Annotated in this window: 17 protein-coding genes; 9 read left to right on the forward strand and 8 right to left on the reverse strand. The window is 62.3% G+C overall.

All coding sequences use genetic code 11. The annotated features are described in order from the left end of the window. Positions 1–197 precede the first annotated feature (197 nt). Genes BM279_RS16110 through mpl form a run of 4 tightly spaced genes read right to left on the reverse strand, consistent with a single transcriptional unit; the run spans position 198 to position 2,919 of the window. The gene (locus tag BM279_RS16110; RefSeq protein WP_093505375.1) at positions 198–491 is read right to left on the reverse strand and encodes a YceK/YidQ family lipoprotein; all 294 of its coding nucleotides are present in this window, start codon (positions 489–491) and stop codon (positions 198–200) included. After that, entirely contained in the window at positions 484–1,116 is a 633-nt protein-coding gene (ubiX, locus tag BM279_RS16115; RefSeq protein WP_093505377.1) for a flavin prenyltransferase UbiX, read from the reverse strand. Before ubiX ends, BM279_RS16110 begins: the two co-directional genes overlap by 8 nt. Next, entirely contained in the window at positions 1,103–1,552 is a 450-nt protein-coding gene (locus BM279_RS16120) for a hypothetical protein (RefSeq protein WP_143103605.1), read from the reverse strand. Before BM279_RS16120 ends, ubiX begins: the two co-directional genes overlap by 14 nt. A 5-nt stretch (positions 1,553–1,557) precedes the next feature. Further along, positions 1,558–2,919 carry a UDP-N-acetylmuramate:L-alanyl-gamma-D-glutamyl-meso-diaminopimelate ligase gene (gene mpl, locus BM279_RS16125; protein ID WP_093505381.1) on the reverse strand — a complete coding sequence of 454 codons (1,362 nt, stop codon included), beginning with the start codon at positions 2,917–2,919 and terminating at the stop codon, positions 1,558–1,560. A gap of 229 nt (positions 2,920–3,148) precedes the next feature. Between mpl and BM279_RS16130 the strand changes: the two genes are divergently transcribed. The 3 genes from BM279_RS16130 (at position 3,149) to ppa (ending at position 5,107) form a co-directional block, all read left to right on the forward strand. Next, the gene (locus BM279_RS16130; RefSeq protein WP_075931613.1) at positions 3,149–3,604 is read left to right on the forward strand and encodes a GNAT family N-acetyltransferase; all 456 of its coding nucleotides are present in this window, start codon (positions 3,149–3,151) and stop codon (positions 3,602–3,604) included. A 67-nt stretch (positions 3,605–3,671) separates the two neighbouring features. Then, positions 3,672–4,541, forward strand: coding sequence for a M90 family metallopeptidase (locus tag BM279_RS16135; RefSeq protein WP_093505383.1), 870 nt, complete (start codon positions 3,672–3,674; stop codon positions 4,539–4,541). 38 nt (positions 4,542–4,579) lie between these two features. Continuing rightward, positions 4,580–5,107: an inorganic diphosphatase gene (ppa, locus tag BM279_RS16140; protein WP_013789856.1), complete on the forward strand. Its 528-nt coding sequence runs from the start codon at positions 4,580–4,582 to the stop codon at positions 5,105–5,107. Between the two features lie 61 nt (positions 5,108–5,168). Here ppa and BM279_RS16145 read toward each other — a convergent pair whose 3' ends face one another. After that, on the reverse strand, positions 5,169–5,930 hold the full coding sequence (locus tag BM279_RS16145; protein ID WP_093505385.1) for an SDR family NAD(P)-dependent oxidoreductase: 762 nt from the start codon (positions 5,928–5,930) through the stop codon (positions 5,169–5,171). 251 nt (positions 5,931–6,181) lie between these two features. Then, entirely contained in the window at positions 6,182–6,928 is a 747-nt protein-coding gene (locus BM279_RS16150) for a dienelactone hydrolase family protein (protein WP_093505387.1), read from the reverse strand. Between the two features lie 225 nt (positions 6,929–7,153). On the opposite strand from BM279_RS16150, the gene BM279_RS16155 reads away from it, so the two are divergent. Both BM279_RS16155 and BM279_RS16160 read left to right on the forward strand, forming a co-directional pair. Further along, a complete protein-coding gene (locus BM279_RS16155) occupies positions 7,154–7,705 on the forward strand; it encodes a CesT family type III secretion system chaperone (protein ID WP_143103606.1) in 552 nt (183 codons plus the stop codon). A 10-nt stretch (positions 7,706–7,715) separates the two neighbouring features. After that, entirely contained in the window at positions 7,716–9,908 is a 2,193-nt protein-coding gene (locus tag BM279_RS16160; protein WP_093505391.1) for a hypothetical protein, read from the forward strand. Positions 9,909–9,977: 69 nt separating this feature from the next. On the opposite strand, the gene BM279_RS16165 is transcribed toward BM279_RS16160, so the two are convergent. After that, complete coding sequence (locus tag BM279_RS16165) at positions 9,978–11,012, reverse strand: hypothetical protein (protein WP_143103607.1); 1,035 nt, start codon at positions 11,010–11,012, stop codon at positions 9,978–9,980. A gap of 234 nt (positions 11,013–11,246) precedes the next feature. On the opposite strand from BM279_RS16165, the gene BM279_RS16170 reads away from it, so the two are divergent. From BM279_RS16170 to BM279_RS16180, 4 genes are all read left to right on the forward strand, one after another. After that, positions 11,247–11,726 (forward strand): CesT family type III secretion system chaperone, encoded by a 480-nt coding sequence (locus BM279_RS16170; protein WP_167363158.1) that lies wholly within the window; start codon positions 11,247–11,249, stop codon positions 11,724–11,726. Continuing rightward, positions 11,726–13,990, forward strand: a complete 2,265-nt coding sequence (locus tag BM279_RS16175; RefSeq protein WP_143103608.1) for a hypothetical protein — start codon at positions 11,726–11,728, stop codon at positions 13,988–13,990. The genes BM279_RS16170 and BM279_RS16175 overlap by 1 nt, the downstream gene beginning before the upstream one ends. 780 nt (positions 13,991–14,770) lie before the next feature. Then, positions 14,771–14,935, forward strand: a complete 165-nt coding sequence (locus tag BM279_RS23425) for a hypothetical protein (RefSeq protein WP_167363159.1) — start codon at positions 14,771–14,773, stop codon at positions 14,933–14,935. A 466-nt stretch (positions 14,936–15,401) separates the two neighbouring features. Beyond that, positions 15,402–16,736, forward strand: a complete 1,335-nt coding sequence (locus tag BM279_RS16180; RefSeq protein WP_244154172.1) for an HrpF/NolX family T3SS translocon protein — start codon at positions 15,402–15,404, stop codon at positions 16,734–16,736. Positions 16,737–16,869: 133 nt separating this feature from the next. Here BM279_RS16180 and BM279_RS16185 read toward each other — a convergent pair whose 3' ends face one another. After that, a complete protein-coding gene (locus tag BM279_RS16185) occupies positions 16,870–17,424 on the reverse strand; it encodes an RNA polymerase sigma factor (RefSeq protein WP_093505402.1) in 555 nt (184 codons plus the stop codon). Positions 17,425–17,515 lie beyond the last annotated feature (91 nt).

Here is a 17,515-nt window from a genome sequence, read left to right on the forward strand (position 1 = left end):
GCGGGTGAACTAATCCCCTCACCCGTTAAAAAATTGGTGGGCTATCGCCCACCCTACGATTGAACAATGTGGGTTCCCACTGGGTAATAGACCGTAGGATGGGTGCAACCCATCACCTAAAAATGCCCAGCTCGTAGGGTAGCTAGGGCTGCGTAGGTGCAACCCATCAAAAACCACCCGCGCCCGATCAAAGCACCCTACCCGCCCCCACTCACCTGCAACCCAATCCCCAGCGCCTTGGCCAGGGATAGCGGCAACAGCAAGGTATCGAGCAAGGCGCTGGCCGGCAGATCGACGCCGGCGTAGCGCGGCGCCTCGGCACCGAAGCGCTCCACTGGGCAGCAACCGCCCTGCAGCGCGTACCAGTCCAGCCGAGTGCCGGCATATACCACCGGCGCGCCCGGTTTGTTGGCATCCAGCGTGCGCGCGGTGGCGCAGCCGCCGAGTTGCAGGCAGGCGAGCAGCAGGAGCCAGCCGGCGTACTTATTCATCGCCACTGTTGAGATGATGCTCGCCCCAGCGCGGCAGCATGTCCTGGGGGATATTCAGGCAGTTGAGGATGCGCGCGACGATGAAGTCGACCAGGTCATCCACAGTTTGCGGCTGGTGATAGAAGCCCGGCGAGGCCGGCAGGATGGTCACGCCCAGGTTGGAGAGCTTGAGCATGTGCTCCAGATGAATGCTCGAATAGGGCGCCTCGCGCGGCACCACAATCAGTTGGCGGCGCTCCTTGAGGGCCACATCGGCGGCGCGCTCGATCAGGTTGTTGCAGGCACCGGTGGCAATGGCCGACAGGGTGCCGGTGCTGCACGGCACCACCACCATGGCCGACGGCGCGCCGGAGCCGGAAGCCACCGGCGCCATCCAGTCCTCTTTGCCGTAGACGCGAATCTGCCCGTCGGTGGCGCCGGTGTATTCGGTCAGAAAGGCCTGCATGGCCTGGGGCTTGGCTGGCAGGTTGACGTCCGTCTCGGTGGCCATCACCAGTTGCGCAGCCTTGGAGATCAGAAAGTGCACTTCCCGATCCTCGCGCACCAGGCAATCGAGCAGGCGCAGGCCGTACTGGGCGCCCGAGGCGCCGGTCATAGCAAGGGTGATACGTTCAGGGCCGCTCATCTATAAACTCCTTGGGAAGGGATCGGGCTCTGGCTTGCAGCAGGCCGCCAAACAAAGCAAACAGGTTGATGCCCAGGTAGATACTCCCCCCGAGTACGTCTTCACTATGGTCACGCAGGCTGTCGATCAGCAGATAGATGACCCATAAGACCACGCCACCTTGCAGCCACAAGCAAAAGCGCACCAACCGAGGCGTGCCCCAGCGCACCAGCAAGAAACACAATATGGGGGCATAAATGATAAGCAAGGCGGGAATCGCGATCGCCTCCAGGAACATATCCGGTTTCATGATCACAAGGCCGAACGTGCTGAGCACGACAAAACCCGTATAGAGCAGATTGGGCAGCTGATAAAACCAACGCAGACCGCGAGTCCCGGGCATTGCCTCTGCAACAGTCGAACTGCTGGGCGGGCGATAGGGATTGAAGTCGCTCATGTCCACTAGCTCGGCTCAGCCGCCAGCGCCGTGGCCAGCTTGCCGTGCAAGCCGCCAAAACCACCGTTGCTCATGATCACCACCTGGGTGCCGGGGCGTACCCGCGCCTTCACGCCATCGATGATCGCTTCCAGGGAGTCGCACACCTGGGTGGGGTTGGTGGCGCCGGCAACGGTGGCCGCCAGGTCCCAGCCCAGGTTCGGCGGCGCGTACCAGAACACTGCATCGGCCTGCACGGCTGACTCGGCCAGGCCATCACGGTGTGCGCCGAGCTTCATGGAATTGGAGCGCGGCTCGATGATCGCGATGACCTGTTCGTCGCCGACCCGCTTACGCAGGCCGTCGAGGGTGGTGGCGATGGCGGTCGGGTGGTGGGCGAAATCGTCATAGACGGTCACGCCATTCACTTCGGCGACCTTTTCCATGCGCCGCTTGGCGTTGATGAATTTGCCCAGCGCCTCGATGCCCAGCGCCGGCACCACGCCGACATGGCGCGCCGCCGCCAGCACGGCCAGGGCGTTGGCGACGTTGTGCTGGCCGGTCAGTTGCCAGTCCACCACGCCTTCGACCTTGCCGTCGAAGCTCACTTCGAAGCGCGAGCCATCGGCGCTGAGCAGGCGCGCCTGCCATTGCCCGCCTTCACCCGTGGTCTGCACGGGCGTCCAGCAGCCCATCTGGATCACCCGTGCCAGAGCGGTTTCGCTGGCCGGATGGATGACCAGGCCTTCGCTGGGGATGATCCGCACCAGGTGATGGAACTGCCGTTCGATGGCGGCCAGGTCCGGGAAGATATCGGCGTGATCGAATTCCAGGTTGTTGAGGATCGCAGTGCGCGGGCGGTAGTGGACGAACTTGCTGCGCTTATCGAAGAAGGCGCTGTCGTACTCGTCGGCCTCGACCACGAAGAACGGCGTGTCGCCCAGGCGTGCGGAAATCCCGAAGTTCTGCGGTACGCCACCGATCAGGAAGCCTGGCGCCATGCCGGCGTGCTCAAGCACCCAGGCCAGCATGCTCGAGCTGCTGGTCTTGCCATGGGTGCCGGCCACCGCCATCACCCAGCGGCCCTGCAGCACGTGGTCGGCCAGCCACTGCGGGCCGGACACATAGGGCAGGCCCTTGTTGAGCACGTATTCCACCGCCGGATTGCCACGGCTCATGGCGTTGCCGACCACCACCAGATCGGGCGCCGGCTGCAGGTGCGCCGGGTCGTAGCCCTGCATCAGCTCGATACCCTGGGCTTCGAGCTGGGTGCTCATCGGCGGGTAGACGTTGGCATCGGAGCCGGTGACGCGATGGCCAAGCTCCTTGGCCAGCACCGCGAGCGAGCCCATGAAGGTGCCGCAGATGCCGAGAATGTGGATATGCATGAAAACCTCGAGAACAGGCGCGCCTGGAGGCGGCGAGCCGCGTGAAAACATGGCCGCAGATTAGCACAGCGGCGCCTTTCGCCGTGCCTGCCCGGTAGGGCGAAACGAGCGCCGCGGATGGCACACCGCCGCACGGTAAAGGCTCTGCCCCGCTGGCTTTAGGGCGAAAACTGCACTTTAATCGAAACGCCTGCCGTCTCCACCCGACAGCCAAACGAGGCCCTCGCCCATGCGCATCGTGCAAGCCACCCTGGAGCACTTGGATCTACTCACCCCGTTGTTCGTTCGCTACCGCGAGTTCTATGGCGAAAGGCCGTTCCCCGACTCCTCGCGCAAGTTTCTGGAAACCCGCCTCAAGCGCGACGAATCGGTGATCTACCTGGCCCTGGCCGACGACGATGACAAGCTGCTGGGCTTCTGCCAGCTGTACCCGAGCTATTCGTCGCTGTCGCTCAAGCGCGTGTGGATCCTCAACGACATCTTCGTCGCCGAGGACGCGCGCCGCCAACTGGTCGCCGATCGCCTGCTGCAGACCGCCAAGAAGATGGCCAAGCAGACCCAGGCAGTGCGCATGCGCGTGGCCACCAGCCGCGATAACGAGGTGGCGCAGAAGGTCTATGAGTCGATCGGCTTCGTCGAGGACGAGCAGTTCAAGAACTACGTGTTGCCCATCAACAGCGAGTAACGTCCGCTGCTTGCGGTCGGCGGGCGGCCTGTTATGGTGACGGCCACTCTCCCACCGAGCCGTTTCCATGTGGTCGTTTAGCGCCTGGCGCCGTCGTCGCATTCTCTCCCGTTACCCCGTCAGCGCCAGCAGCTGGGCCACGGTGCGCCAGCGCCTGCCGATACTCGACGGCCTCAGTGCAGAAGAAGAGCAGCTGCTGCGCGAGCGCGCCGTGCTGTTTCTGCACGCCAAGCACCTGACCACCCTGCCCGGCCTCAAGCTGGACGCCGAAGACCGCCTGGCCCTGGCGACGCTCGCCGAACTGCCGCTGCTGGGCCTGGCCGACCTGAACTGGTACCAGGGCTTCCACGAGGTGATCCTCTACCCGGATGACTTCGTCAGCCCGCAGCGCCACCGCGACTCCGGTGGGATCGAACACGAATGGGACGGCGAACACAGCGGTGAAGCCTGGCAGCAGGGCCCGGTGATTCTCGCCTGGCCGGGCGTGCAGGCCAGTGGCGGCTGGGAAGGCTACAACCTGGTGATCCACGAGCTGGCCCACAAACTGGACATGCTCGGCGGCGATGCCAACGGCCTGCCGCCGCTGCACAGCAACATGGACGTGAAGCAGTGGGCCAACGCCATGCAAAAGGCCTTCGACAGCCTGAATGCCGAGCTGGATGCCGACGAGCAGGCGCAAACCGCCATCGACCCCTACGCCGCGGAAAACCCGGCGGAGTTCTTCGCGGTCACCAGCGAATACTTCTTCAACGCCCCCGACCTGCTCGACGAGGCCTTCCCGGCCGTCTACGAGCAACTGCGCCTGTTCTATCGGCAAGACCCATTGGCACGTTTGCGCCGCCTGCAGGTCGAACACCCGGACTATCAGCAAGCCACGCCCGCACCCGCCGATACGCCAGATGGCTGTAATGGCAACGACGCGGGAATCCACCTATAATCGCGCCACTTTTTTTGGCGCACATCAGGGAGTCACCCATGAGCTACAGCAAGGTTCCGGCTGGTAAAGACCTGCCGAACGACATCTACGTCGCTATCGAAATCCCGGCCAACCACGCGCCGATCAAATACGAAATCGATCACGACACCGACTGCCTGTTCGTCGACCGTTTCATGGCCACCCCGATGTTCTACCCGGCCAACTACGGTTTCATCCCGCACACCCTGGCCGACGACGGTGACCCCCTCGACGTGCTGGTCGTGACTCCGTACCCGGTCGCCCCAGGCTCGGTGATCCGCGCCCGTCCGGTCGGCATCCTGCACATGACCGACGAAGCCGGTGGCGACGCCAAGCTGATCGCCGTACCGCACGACAAGCTGACCACCATCTACAAAGACGTTCAGGAATACACCGACCTGCCCCCGCTGCTGATCGAGCAGATCAAGCACTTCTTCGAGAACTACAAGGATCTCGAGAAGGGCAAGTGGGTCAAGGTCGAAGGCTGGGGCAACGCTGACGCGGCCCGCGCCGAGATCACCAAGGCGGCTGCTGCTTATCAAAAGTAAGCACAACCTGCCTAAGGAAAGCCGGCCACAAGCCGGCTTTTTTATTGCCTGTAGAAAAGCCTCAGCCCAGTTCTCGGGCTTCGTTGAGCATGATGGCGTCGGAGGCGGTGTAGGCGCCGTCCACCGCGATGCTGGTGCCGGACACGAAACTGGCGCGGTCCGACAACAGGAAGGCGACCACGCCGGCTACTTCCTCAGGCTTGCCATCGCGCCCCAGGGGCGTGACTGCCGCCGAGCCGGACGACGCGCCGGTGGTCATGTCGGTCTGGATCCAGCCCGGCGCCACGGCGTTGGCGCGGATGTTACGCGGGCCGAAGTTGCACGCCAGGCTCTTGGCCAGGTTGACCATCGCCGCCTTGGAGGCCGCGTAAGCCATGCTCGCGTAGGCGCCGGAGAAGGCGTCGGTCGAGGAGATCAGCACAATGGAGCCGCCAGACTCAATCTGCGATTGCAGGGCCAGGGTCAGGCGCAGGGTCGAGGTGACGTTGACTTCTAGGGTGCGATCCCAGGTGGTCATCTCGTAAGCGGCGAAGTTCTCAAACTCGATCATCCCGGCGTTGTGCACGATGCCGTGCAGACGAACGCCCTGCAGCTCCTCGGCCAGCCGCGTCTGATCGTCACGCGAGCCGGCATCGTAGCGGTGCAGGGTCACGCGGCGGCCGAGCTGTTCGGCAAAACCGAGCAGGCCCTCTGCAGCTTTTGCATCACTGGCGTAGGTGGCGTGCAGATCGTAGCCATCGCGCAGCAGCAGTTCGGCAATGGCCCGGCCAATGCCGCGTGAAGCACCGGTTACCAGCACGACGGGGACAGATTGTGTGGTCATGGTTATTTCCTGGCTCTGTGATTTGGCTGAGATAGCCTTTAAAACTGATCAACCCAGTGAACTTCATGCCATGGCGCTTTGCAAGCGAATAACCAAATCTGTGATTTAAATGTGATTTAAAAAGCTGATCTACTTGTAAACGAGTGATTGCCAGCAAGCGAAATCAGAAAAAATGGACGCGGCGCCGATCGGTGCCGAAGGCAGGCGTTCACCACCGCCGCGAAGGCGATAGTGAACGTGAGTGCAGCAGGTCAGGCGTTCTTGTCGCCCAGGGTACGGCCGAAGAACGCCAGCATCTGCTTCCAGCCGTGCTCGGCGGCTTGTTCGTCGTAAACCGGAAAGTCCGGCTTCATCCAGCCGTGCTTGGCCGGGTAGGTTTCCGAGCTGAAGGGCACGCCGGCATCACCCAGCGCTTTCTCGAAACGTTCGGCCATTTCCGGCGGGTAGCTGCCGTCGTTCTCGGCCGCGGCGATATACACCTCGGCCTGCAATACCGGCGCCGCGCGGTGCGGACTGTCGGCGGCGTCGGTGGCCAGGTTGCCGCCGTGGTAGCTGGCGATGGCCGCGAAACGCTCGGAGCGTGCACCCGCCGCGGCGATGGCCATGCCGCCGCCCATGCAGAAACCCACCGCGCCGATGCGCTTGCCCTGCACATCGCCACGACTATCGAGGTAGCCGATGTAGGCATCGATGTCGGCCGCAGCCTTGGCGTTGCCGGTGGTGGCCATCAGAGGCCCGACGACGGTACGGAAGTCTCCCTTGAACACTTCCTTGGGATCGAACGGCCCGTAGGCGCCATAGCGGTAATACATATCCGGCAGCAGCACCACGTAGCCGGCGTTGGCCAGGCGCTCGGCCATGCCCAGCACACCCGGACGGATGCCGACAGCATCCATGTAGAAGATGACCGCCGGGCCGCCCTGCCCGCTGGCGGGGGTGAACACGTGGGCCGGGCACTGGCCGTCCGGCGTGGTGATGACGATTTGCTCGTGAGCCATATTGATCCTCCGGTTGGATGCTTGCCGCCAATGCCAGGCGATGGCCGGCATGAATGGGCGAGGTTAGGTATTGGTCAACAGGATGGCAACCTAGTGCCCGGCGATTTTCCGACAGCGCGCCTGACAGGCTGATCGCGTAAGTATCGGTGCGCCACCAGCGGTGGCCCGGCGATAAATTCATCAAGCATTCACAGATTTTAAATAAATTCTTAATAATTGATTTAATTGGATTTTTCCAAAAAAACCAAGGAACCAGCCGACGCCGTCGCCCCACCCATGGCGCATCTTCACCCTGACTTGAAGGTGCTTATGAGTACGCCCGCCTATCGTTCCCTGATCGACAGCTTTTGCAGCCTGACGCGACTGAGCAACCCTCACAGCCTTTACGAACACACCGCCGTAGAGTTCAACGGTATCGATTTCACCCTGTTGCATCAGGACACCCCCAGTGGCGGCCGGATACTGCTGCACGGCGACCTGGGGAACCTGCCTGCCGGGGACCTGGCAACGGCAGCGGCGGCCCAGCGGCTGCTGGAGATGAACTTCCATCTGTTCGACGGCCACGCCGGGCCGGTTTTCACGCTCAACCCGCAAAGCCGGCGCGTCACCCTTGGGGTCAACCTGCCCCTGCCGGGGCTGCATGCGGAACGACTGGTGGAGTTGCTCGCGGAGCTGGCCGACCTGGCCAGGGCATGGCGTCGTGACTGCTTTCTGGAGCGGCCGCCCAGCGAGCGCCCCATGGCGGATTTGACGCGCTCTGCGCTGCGTAGCTCCTGAGGCCACTGTGATGGAAATCATCCGCTCCAGCACCGGCCCGCAAACCACCACAGCGCTCAGCGCCACGACACGGGAGCAGCTCCAGCGCCCCGACGCGCGCCCTGCGCGAGCGAAGCCCTCGAACCAGCCGCCTCTTACCACCCAACAACGGCTGCAAGCTCAACAACCGCCGCCCCGTAGCCAGGCCCAGTTGTTCGAGACCCTGCACCCCGAGTTGCGGTCGCTGCGCGCCGAGTTTGCCCGGTTGGTCCAGGGCCAGCGGCCGCTGAATTTCTCCCGGCCGATCACGCCCCAGGCTCGCGACGCACAGCGGATTGCCCAGGATCCGCTGCAGTTGAACCGCCAGCGCATGATTCTGGAAGGCCGTGTACTGCTGCTCGATCCACAGCTCGATTTCGAACGCATGAGTACGTTGCTGCATGCCGACCAGCCGGGCCAACTCACCACCGGCATTCCCTATGGAGACAGCGTGGAGCACCTGCTCGGCGAAATCGATCGGCACTACAGCCAGCCCATGCCCGCCGGTCAGGCGGTCTGCGGCGAAGGCTTGCAGGCGCTTCTGGACATCGCGCTCCCACGCATCGCCAGGCATCTGGATGGGCAGGCCGCGCTGTACAACGAAGTGCTGGAGCATTGCTCGCTCAACGCCGAGGAGCGCCGTCAGGTGATCGCGGGCCGTGAAGCCTTCCAGGCCTTGGCCCAGCGCTGGTCGGCGGACATCAAGGAACGCATCCTGGCGACCTGCCAGGCATTGGCAGACGCCAGTCTGCAAGCCGCTGAACGAGATCTGCGCCGCGCCCGCAAGATGCCGGACAAGGCCGAGCGTGACACGCAAACCGCGCACGCCAAGGCGCAGGTCGAACAATGGCGGCAGGTGCAGGCGCACTTTCAGGATGCGTTCGCTTCCGTGCACGACAGTGCCCTGCAGGACAGCCTCTACCGCATGGATCTGGAACAGCACCTGCAAACGCTCGACGAGCAGAATCGCGGCCTGTTCACCAGCGCCCAGGTATTCATCGCCGCGGCCATTCCACAAGGTTTGGCCTCGTGCCTGCAATTCGTACTGGCCAGGGCCTATGTCGACCCACGCCTGTCGTTGTTCGACCTGGCCAGGCAGTCCGCCGCGAGCGGCGCCGCCGTAGGCGCGGTGCACGAAACACTGGACAATTTCATCAAGCCGGCAGCCCGGGAAATGCTCGCCAGCGTCGGCGCCCACGAATTGCGCAAGGTCGACCCACGGGAAGTGATTCCCGGCCCACACCGCGCCACGACCGAGGGCGGGCGCTATCGCGAGTTCAACGATGCCGAACTGCAGGCCGCGTCCCAGCCGCTGGAGCAGGCGCGAAAAGGCTTCATCAACGCGCAGCAGGATTATTACAACGGCACGCTCATGGGTGACGGCATCACCTTCGCCACCCAAGGCGGTGCCCAGGTCGTACGCCGGCTGCTGGAGCTGACCACGACCCTGCCCGCCGCCGGTGTGGCGGCGGGCATGGCATCCTCGTTCATGGGCGGCGCGGCGATGTCCGGACTGCAGGCCTTGGGCCAGCAAAACAAGCACTTCGATCACGACGGTCGCAGTCTGCCCACCCATGTGCCCGAACGCCCTCCCGAGGCGAATCTCGACGCACGGTTGGCATCGGTCTGGAACAAGGGACTGAGCAGCGCGGATCCTCGTCTGCCCAGCAGCCGCGAAGCCTATACCAGCAAGGTCTATAGCGCATCGGCAGCGATGATGTTCTTCAACGGCATGGGCAAGGCGATTAGCCGGGTCGGCGTCGACACGACGGCAGCCAAGGCCGGTTCGGTACTGATGACAGGTATCCAGGCGGTCGGCTTTCTGGCGCCCTTCTATGCCAACAAGCAGTCACGCGATGAAGCCAGGCTCGATGACAGCTCGCGGTTTGCCAGCGCCGTCGAGAACATTCGCTACCCTGATCGCGAGCACCTGCCCCACGGCACTCGCCCCGCGACCAGCGCCCGGACGGTGGAGAATGGCTATCACCGCCTGCGAGGCCTGCAGCAAGCGCTCCCACAGGCCGGGGTAGTGGCGACCGAGGCGCTGGTAAGCAAAACCCTGAGCGGGCTCGCCAGCCTGGGCGAACAGGTGGCACGCCAGGTCAACGCACGTCGCGAACGCCCCGCACCCGCGGACATCGAGATGGGCGAGAATGTCGCGGGCCAACGGGAACGGGAGAATTGAGTGCAAGTGCGTGCCTGGGCGTGTTTTCGCGTGCCATCAGGCTATCGACCACTCGCTCACCGCGCGCCTTCAGGTTTTCTTCAGCGCCTCATCCTCGAAGCGCGCATCGTCAAAACCGGCCTGGGCGCAAAGCTCGCCGGGTGGCACGTAGGTTCCTGACTGGTTGTCGTAGTGGCTCACCTGGCCCGCGATAAATTCGACGCGCCCCGCGTACATGACTTCCTCGGCCCTACCGGCCAATTGGAAATGCGCATTCTGGCCATTGACCGCGTTGCCGACGCGCCGGGTACCGTCGAGCAACCTGACGAAGATGAACGAGCCGTGCAGCTTGTCCGTGATGTCGCCGTTACGGATCCAACTGCCGTCGGGAGCCTGGTTGGCGACGATGGCATCGCTCTTCGGCGCGCCATTCTCGCCATGCAATTCGCGCGTTTTTTTCGCCAGCCGAACCTCCATCGGCCCCACGCCACCCGGCAAACCCAGGGCTTGCTGCTGCGTTTGTACCTTGAGCCGCACAGGGGTGAACCCACGCCGGGCAGGCTCATCGTCCGTGATCGCGGCAGCCTCGGCGGTGCGCTTCAGAGCGGTCGACGATTGCGCGGCGCTCTGCTCGACGCGCGCCTGGGCCAGAGAAGTACGCCGCTGCGCCTCGGGAGGCGTCCGCGCAGAGGTCGACGATGTCCCGCGGACCTGCCCGGCATGCACCAGGAGATCGGTCAGTCGCACCAGCGGAGCCCCCTGCGAGTCGAGCACGGCCAGCTCGCTGCCGCGCCCCTCCGGATCGCGCTGGAACGCGACATGCTGGGCACCATGGAGGATCTGCGCGAGTTCGAAACGCCCACCGTGCTCGTTGGCCTCAGCCTTGATCACCGCAACCCCGGAATCGCCGGCCAAGGCGGCACGCGCCCGATCGATCCACTGGCGTTGTAGCGGCTTTAGCGAAGCCGAACGCTCGTCGAGCACACCGCTGGAAAACACGGTGTCGTGCTTCCCAACAATGTGCGACGCGACCTTCAGTTGATCGGAGACGGCGCCACGCGCCTGCTCCGGCACGGACGGGAGCGCGGCACTCTTCCTGGCGGCTGAACCCAGACTGGAAATCACCGGTTGGATACCTCATTCGATTTGGGGCCTTGAGCCCTGGCTGAGCCCAATAGGTGGCAAGCCCGCACCGATCAGTTCCCTTGCCTGAGGCGGCCGACCACGCTCGGAGAGATAGGTGACCGGGCGATGGCAGCGGCATGGAACCGGCCCGGGGCAATCACCACTCACCTTGCGGACCTGCCCGGCGCGACGAGCCCCGCCGCGCCCCCCTCACGTCGATGGAGAACAATAACCATGGCCGTACCTCATCAGTACCGCCAGTTGCTGGACGAAATCCAGCAGCTGACTCTTGTGCCTGAAGCCCTGCTGTCCCCCGAGCTGACCCACCTGAATGTAAGGGGCGTGGACTTTTCCATGCACCCGGTTGGCAACGAGGACGAAGGCCATGTAGCCCTTCACTGCGATCTCGGAGCCCTGCCTGACAAGCGCCGCGAAGAGGCGCTGCTGCGCCTGCTCGATACCAATTTCCAGTTGGTAAGTACCGCTCAAACGGCTGCCTTCTGCCGAAACGAGCACAGCGGCCGCATGATGCTGAGTCTGGCACAACCGCTGGCGAACCTCTCGGGGCAATCGCTACTCGATCAGATGGGTGCGCTGGCCGACTATGCGACCGCCTGGCGGCAAACTTTCTTCCTCGGCAAGCAGGCACCAACTAGCCCGTCCTCCACTACCGGCCAACTGCCTCGCACCGCCAGCACAGGGAGGGCCTTCTGATGCGTACTTCATCGCAGGACAGCCTCCACCGTACACAAGCTGCTCAACAGGCCCAACAAGCCAGTCAGGAACAGCGCGTTCAGCAAGCCGCCGTACAGAATGTCTCGGGACAACGCCAAGGCGTTGTCGAGACCAGCCAGCTTCCAAGAACGTCACCCCCTGCATCAGGGCAACCAACCGAAACCTTTAGCCCGTCTGCTACGCTAATGCGTAAGGCCAGCGCTTTGCATCAGGAAATGCTTGCGCACAACGCGGATCTCAAAAGGCCAGCGAACCTAGATCAGGCCACTCGACGTATGGTGATCGAGGGCCAGTTCCTGCAAGAACATGCGGAGCACGTTAAGCGCACAAAATCCTCTGAATCGCTACCAACGTTCGAAGAAGTGGGGCGGCAGACCAATCTGCAAAGCGCGCTGTTCGAGCAGGTTCAATCCAGCTTTGACAAGCTTACATCCGCGCTTGAAGAGGTGATGCAGAAAAATGGACAAGATCAGGGGCTTGAGCGTGGCATTCTTGCAGTGGCACCCGAACTCAAAGAATCAATGCAGCTGCAGACCGACCTGTTCGCCAAGCGGGTGGCTCATTACGAAGAAGTGTTGAACCAAAGCCCGCCTCTCTCCAAAGAGGATCGCGAAGCCGTTCTGAAGAGTGAGCTGAATTTTTCGTTATATGCCACCCGCCTCGCGTCACACATTCCCAACGCCCTCAATTTCGCCATCACGTCCGCTGAAGCGATCATCGATAAGATGAAGCAGGAACAGCCTGAACCAGCCCAGGCCTCCTCAAGCCGTGACGCAAAGCCAAGCGAACTTGCGCAATGGGAGAAGACCCTGGAAGGGCTGGAAAAATTGCAGGCCGAGTTGCTCCCCGAATTCGAGAACTCAGTTGCCCAGGCCAAACTCGGCAAAGTCATTGATGAGCTGAATGAGAGCAGTGGTAGCGTTACCAATCAGGTCCACGCGTTTACTGTGCAAGCGTTTCGCCAAATGGCGCTCTCAGGTCTTGCACTGGGAGCCGTGAACTCCTTTACCGACTATGCATTATCGAAGTGGCCTGCTGCTCAATTAGTGGTGACGCCGGCTGCCACTGCGCTCGCACATGACATCGGAACCCATACCCTTGCTGCCGCAATCCTTGAGGTATTTGGAGGCGCCACTAAACCGGTCAAAGGATCGGAGGTTTTTCCCGCACCGAACAAATACGTCAGTGAGAACGGCACGGTGCGCCCGCGAAACGAGCAAGAGATGGAGCTCGAACGTGAAAACAACAAGAAAATGCTCACTCAGTTGAAAGAAATCCAAAACGGCCATGCACTTGGCAGTGCAAAGGGAGACTTCAAGTCTTATCTGATGTTCTTTATCGCCCAAGGCACTCGCGCGCTCACATTTTCCAGCATAAATGCTGATCATCCGGGCGGGGCGACAGTCAGTTCGATGGCTGGGGGGGCAGCAATGGGTGGATGGCAAGGCGCGGGAGGATTGCGAGACGGCATGCTCGATCAAGAAGGACGCCGCATCCCGGCCTTTACCATGAGTAACAACCTCTATGACCTGACGCAGGAGCAAAGGGACAAGAAAGCCACTGAAGATATGTCGCTCTCCACACGGTTGAAAGGGGTGGGTAGCAAAGCGATGGAAAACCTCAACTATCTGGATGATGCAAAACGCAAAGCTGTCGACTCCAAGCGAGCAGGCCTCACAACAGGATGGGCCCTGAAACAGGTAATGGAGCCAGCCATCAAGGCCTTGGAGAATAGCTCCCCCGCAGGCAAGCTGGTGGGTCAAGCGGCGGCTATTGCCACGCAATCCCCACTCAATCTGGCCATGTTCTGGATCTCGACCCGTATGAGTGCCTACGCCAAAGCGGCCGAAAGCGCACCCCCTGCAGATGGAGCGCAAGAACGAGGCGCGTCAAAAATGTACGAGAGGACCAGAGGCCTGGCGCATGCAGCGGCCAACCCCAACCAACCGGCTAACAAGCAGACAGCTGGCCAAGGAAGCGCCGCCCGCCTTGTGACGAATGCCCTCGACAGTGCGCAGGCGGCACTCAATATTCCGGCCATGGTAGTGAGTGAAACCCTCGTCGAGCCGGTCAACCAATACATCGCGGGCAAAGTGCGTGCTGGCATTGAGCATCTGAAGGCGAAGCCGGAAGCCGAAACTACTCAACCCCGTGTGAGCGAGCAACAGCCGGCCGAGGAAATCGAAATGCAGACGTCTCCAAAAAGAACCAATCCGTCCCACGATGCATCGGACAGGGTCTGATCGGCTGGACTGAAGGCTACATCAGGCTGCACGCCTCGGGCCGGTAAAAGGGTCCGAGGTTGTTCCGTTAACCCCGTCATGCCCCTCCTCGTCTCACAGCGCCCCCTGACTTCATCCGCTTAAACAAGCCTGCTCTTGTGGCCGCGTGCCTTGCAAATTAGACAGCCCATGCTCCATCGAAAGCTGGGTCTCAACACAGGCACTACTGCGCCAGTTCAGCAGCAGAACCAGAAGCACTTCGCCCCCCCATAAAAGCATCGCAGCAGAATTTCACGCAGGCAGAGCGCCCAGTGCCGCTGCGCCGTCTAAACGGCGACCGTATGCTCCCTGCAGCGCCTGGTGCCTGCTGAACCGGCCCGCATGATAGGGAACCGAATGCAGCCAACTGCCCAACCGTCTTTAGACACGACGTGCAGAAAATCGCCTCGGCTGACAACGCAGGCGGTTTGTTGCAAGAGCATGTGGAACGCCAAAACCGCTGGGAGGTGTTTTGACGGCGGTGTGCCAACGGGCCACAGAAAACAAGATCCCGCCTTGGGCCTTCAGGCTAGGCGTCCCACGTTAGCCGGTCATTTCGCGTACCGCCCCTTTTTCGCGAGCCCGGATTCGGACTTCTCGTTTCTGCCTCAGCCGTCTATCCATGTCGTCCGGTAACTGGATCTTGAGGCCAACTCCAATGCTCAGCAGCAAACCACCCCGGAGCCCAGAACCTCGCTAGGCGGCTGGAGCAGCGGCCTGATCAACCGGGGGCATACTGCCGAGCCAAGCTCGGCCGCCGCCATGCCGGACGCCCTTCAGCAAGTCACCGGCAGTACCGGCAACGCTTCAAGCAGAGACAGCGGCGTCAACGCACATAGCCGCGCCGCCAGCGACGAAGCGGACTCGGACACCGACAGCTTCCACACCGCCGCGCCAGACAGCCAGGCTCACAGCACCAACCGATAACGACGCCAGTGGCCCGGGCAAGCGATCAGGCTTGCCCAGGCCCGTGTGCACCATCGGCTCCGATATGGAACCGCCTGCGACCAGCCACCACTCATCCCTCTAAACCACACCACCAGCAAGGGGACCGACCATGCGGCTATCGAATTCTCCATCACCGAACCCACCAGCCAACCATGGCATGCCTCCCCCGCTACTCCCACAACAGCAGCCGGCGGCTGCAAGACCCAATAGCCAAGGCAGCATCACGTGGTCAGGCTCGCCCGCGACGCATCAGCAACGACCGTCGGACTTACCCCCCGCGGGTGCACAGCGGCGGGACAATACACAGGGGGGAGCAGGCTCGCTGGCGCAAACCCTGATCGGCTGGCTGATGCCCAAGCAGGGCAACGCCGTGAACGAGAAATGTGGTCAACCGCCGGCCGCCAATTGCCAAACGACCGCAACGAGCGGCGAAGGCGAGCAACAGATGCCTTTCGAGGAGGTGATATCGATTCTCGGCCGTCACGAGGGTCTGCTTAAAGCCCCCCAGGATCGTGAGGGCCTGGAAAAACTTCGCGATGACGACAAGACGCCGAGCGACGCTAAACAGGCCCTCAGCGCTTTGCTGGATAACAAAGCTTACTTCGCCGCATTCGATGGCGCCAAAGAAGGAAAAACGGACGGCAAGATCAGCGCCAAGGACGTGCAAAAGCTGCAGGAGCGTCCGGAGATGCGTGTCTATGCCGACTTCAAGGCGGCTCAGTTCACCGACAACTACGTACCGTCCGATGCGCCGCCCAACTCGCCGGCACGGGCCATGACGGCCAACGACGCCATGCGCGAGCTGTTCCGCTACTCGGAGAGCCTGCCCAAGAACATCAGCCTGGAAACCCTGCAGAACATCGCCGACGGCTCTGAGAAAATGGACAAGTGCCCGCCACAGCTGGCGGCCGCGGCCAAGTTCTTTGTGCAGAACCCGGACCAGTGGCAGGCGTTCTCCGGCAAGGACAACCCTACCCACAGCGTCTCCCGTGATCGGCTATGCGACCTGGCGTCCTTCAACGTCAAGCTGTCCCCTCAGGAGCGCAAGGCGCTAGACACGCTGGACGCCAACCGTGACATCTTCTTCAAGGGCGGTGGCATCAAGACCGACAAGCTGGAGTCGATCGCCAACAACAAGGAGAACAGCAAGGAGGTACGCGACGCCGCTAACCTGCTGGCTCAACCCAATTCGATGCTGTTCTCCATGCTCGATAACGCCAAGCATGGCGCGGGTGGAAACTTCTTCAACAAGGCCAATGACCGCAACATCAGCACGGGCGATCTCGATGCCTTTCTCAAGAAGGGTAGCAACCAGGTGGCCGAACCGCCTCGGGCCTCGATGCGACCAGTGGAATCGGCCCAGCGAGCCATGGTCCAGGGGCAGGAAAGTCAGCCCGACCCGAAAAAGGAAAAGGGCGGCGGCTTCACCAAACTGCTCGAGGCGCTAAGCTACCTGACTATGTTCATTCCCGGCATCGGCATGGCGGGGGCAGCGGCCGCCGCGGGTCGCATGATCGGCACCGTGGTGGGACGCTCCGTGGCCACCTCGGCTACACGCGAAGCCGTGACCCAGGCCGGTACGCAGACCACACGCCAGGCGCTCAGCGAGAGCGCACGGCAGGGTGGCAGAGAGGGCCTAAAGGATGGGGTTCGGGATGCCGGGATCGACATGGCCAAGGACCTAGGCAAGGAAGGCTTGAATCGTTACCGAGATCGCAATGAGGAGCCGGCACCGGGCAACCCCAACCTGGAGCAACCTCGAGTCTGGGCACAAAGCTGATAGCCTCACCCGCAAGCCAACGGCTTTCTGGTCCTGCATTTCTTCAGTGCTAGACAGCTAGCAGCGCTGGCAGTTCGGCGGGTCTCGACTCAAGGGGTTGAGCCCGCCGGATATCAACGCCTGACAACCCCTCTCAGGCAAACGGATCAATCGAACGACGCAACTGCTCCCGCGCCCTCGACAGCCGCGAGCGCACGGTGCCAATCGGTACGCCAAGGCTCTGCGCCGTTTCCTGATAATTGCCGTCCATCACCAGGCTGACATGGATCACCTGGCGCATGGCCGCGGGCAATGTCTGGATGGCCTCCACCGTGCGCTGCAACTGCCGGCTTCCGTCAACGCACTGACCAATGTCGATGTGCTGCTCGTGCGCCACATTGGTCTGGTCGTCGAGGCTCTCCTGATAAGGCTGGTTGTAGGTGCGCCGGAAATGGTTGCGGATCAGGTTCAGGGCGATGCCGCACAGCCAGGTCTCCGGTTTGCTGGCGTGCTGAAACTTATGCTCGTTGCGCAACGCTTCGAAGAACGTGCACTGCAGGATGTCATCGGCATCGTCGGGGTTCATCACGCGCTTGTGCACGAAGGCACGAAGTTTCTGCACCTGGGCCTGGGTCAACTGGCGAATGGCGCTGGGTGTGCGGCTAACGGGCAGAGGCGTGGCATGGCGAAGGGAGAGATTAGCGGACATGGGATTCTCCTGTGTAGGGACCAGGAGCTATAGCTACATGCATGCCATCTCAATTAGCCGCTATAAGCCAATGATTTATAAGTAAATACTA

The sequence above is a fragment of the Phytopseudomonas straminea genome (assembly GCF_900112645.1).
In the GTDB taxonomy this organism is placed as follows: domain Bacteria; phylum Pseudomonadota; class Gammaproteobacteria; order Pseudomonadales; family Pseudomonadaceae; genus Aquipseudomonas; species Aquipseudomonas straminea.

Coding starts and splice junctions, on each gene's coding strand:
- BM279_RS16110 (WP_093505375.1), bottom strand. CDS start 491: ATGAATAAGTACGCCGGCTGGCTCCTGCTGCTCGCCTGCCTGCAACTC.
- ubiX (WP_093505377.1), bottom strand. CDS start 1,116: ATGAGCGGCCCTGAACGTATCACCCTTGCTATGACCGGCGCCTCGGGC.
- BM279_RS16120 (WP_143103605.1), bottom strand. CDS start 1,552: ATGAGCGACTTCAATCCCTATCGCCCGCCCAGCAGTTCGACTGTTGCA.
- mpl (WP_093505381.1), bottom strand. CDS start 2,919: ATGCATATCCACATTCTCGGCATCTGCGGCACCTTCATGGGCTCGCTC.
- BM279_RS16130 (WP_075931613.1), top strand. CDS start 3,149: ATGCGCATCGTGCAAGCCACCCTGGAGCACTTGGATCTACTCACCCCG.
- BM279_RS16135 (WP_093505383.1), top strand. CDS start 3,672: ATGTGGTCGTTTAGCGCCTGGCGCCGTCGTCGCATTCTCTCCCGTTAC.
- ppa (WP_013789856.1), top strand. CDS start 4,580: ATGAGCTACAGCAAGGTTCCGGCTGGTAAAGACCTGCCGAACGACATC.
- BM279_RS16145 (WP_093505385.1), bottom strand. CDS start 5,930: ATGACCACACAATCTGTCCCCGTCGTGCTGGTAACCGGTGCTTCACGC.
- BM279_RS16150 (WP_093505387.1), bottom strand. CDS start 6,928: ATGGCTCACGAGCAAATCGTCATCACCACGCCGGACGGCCAGTGCCCG.
- BM279_RS16160 (WP_093505391.1), top strand. CDS start 7,716: ATGGAAATCATCCGCTCCAGCACCGGCCCGCAAACCACCACAGCGCTC.
- BM279_RS16170 (WP_167363158.1), top strand. CDS start 11,247: ATGGCCGTACCTCATCAGTACCGCCAGTTGCTGGACGAAATCCAGCAG.
- BM279_RS16175 (WP_143103608.1), top strand. CDS start 11,726: ATGCGTACTTCATCGCAGGACAGCCTCCACCGTACACAAGCTGCTCAA.
- BM279_RS23425 (WP_167363159.1), top strand. CDS start 14,771: ATGCCGGACGCCCTTCAGCAAGTCACCGGCAGTACCGGCAACGCTTCA.
- BM279_RS16180 (WP_244154172.1), top strand. CDS start 15,402: ATGCCTTTCGAGGAGGTGATATCGATTCTCGGCCGTCACGAGGGTCTG.
- BM279_RS16185 (WP_093505402.1), bottom strand. CDS start 17,424: ATGTCCGCTAATCTCTCCCTTCGCCATGCCACGCCTCTGCCCGTTAGC.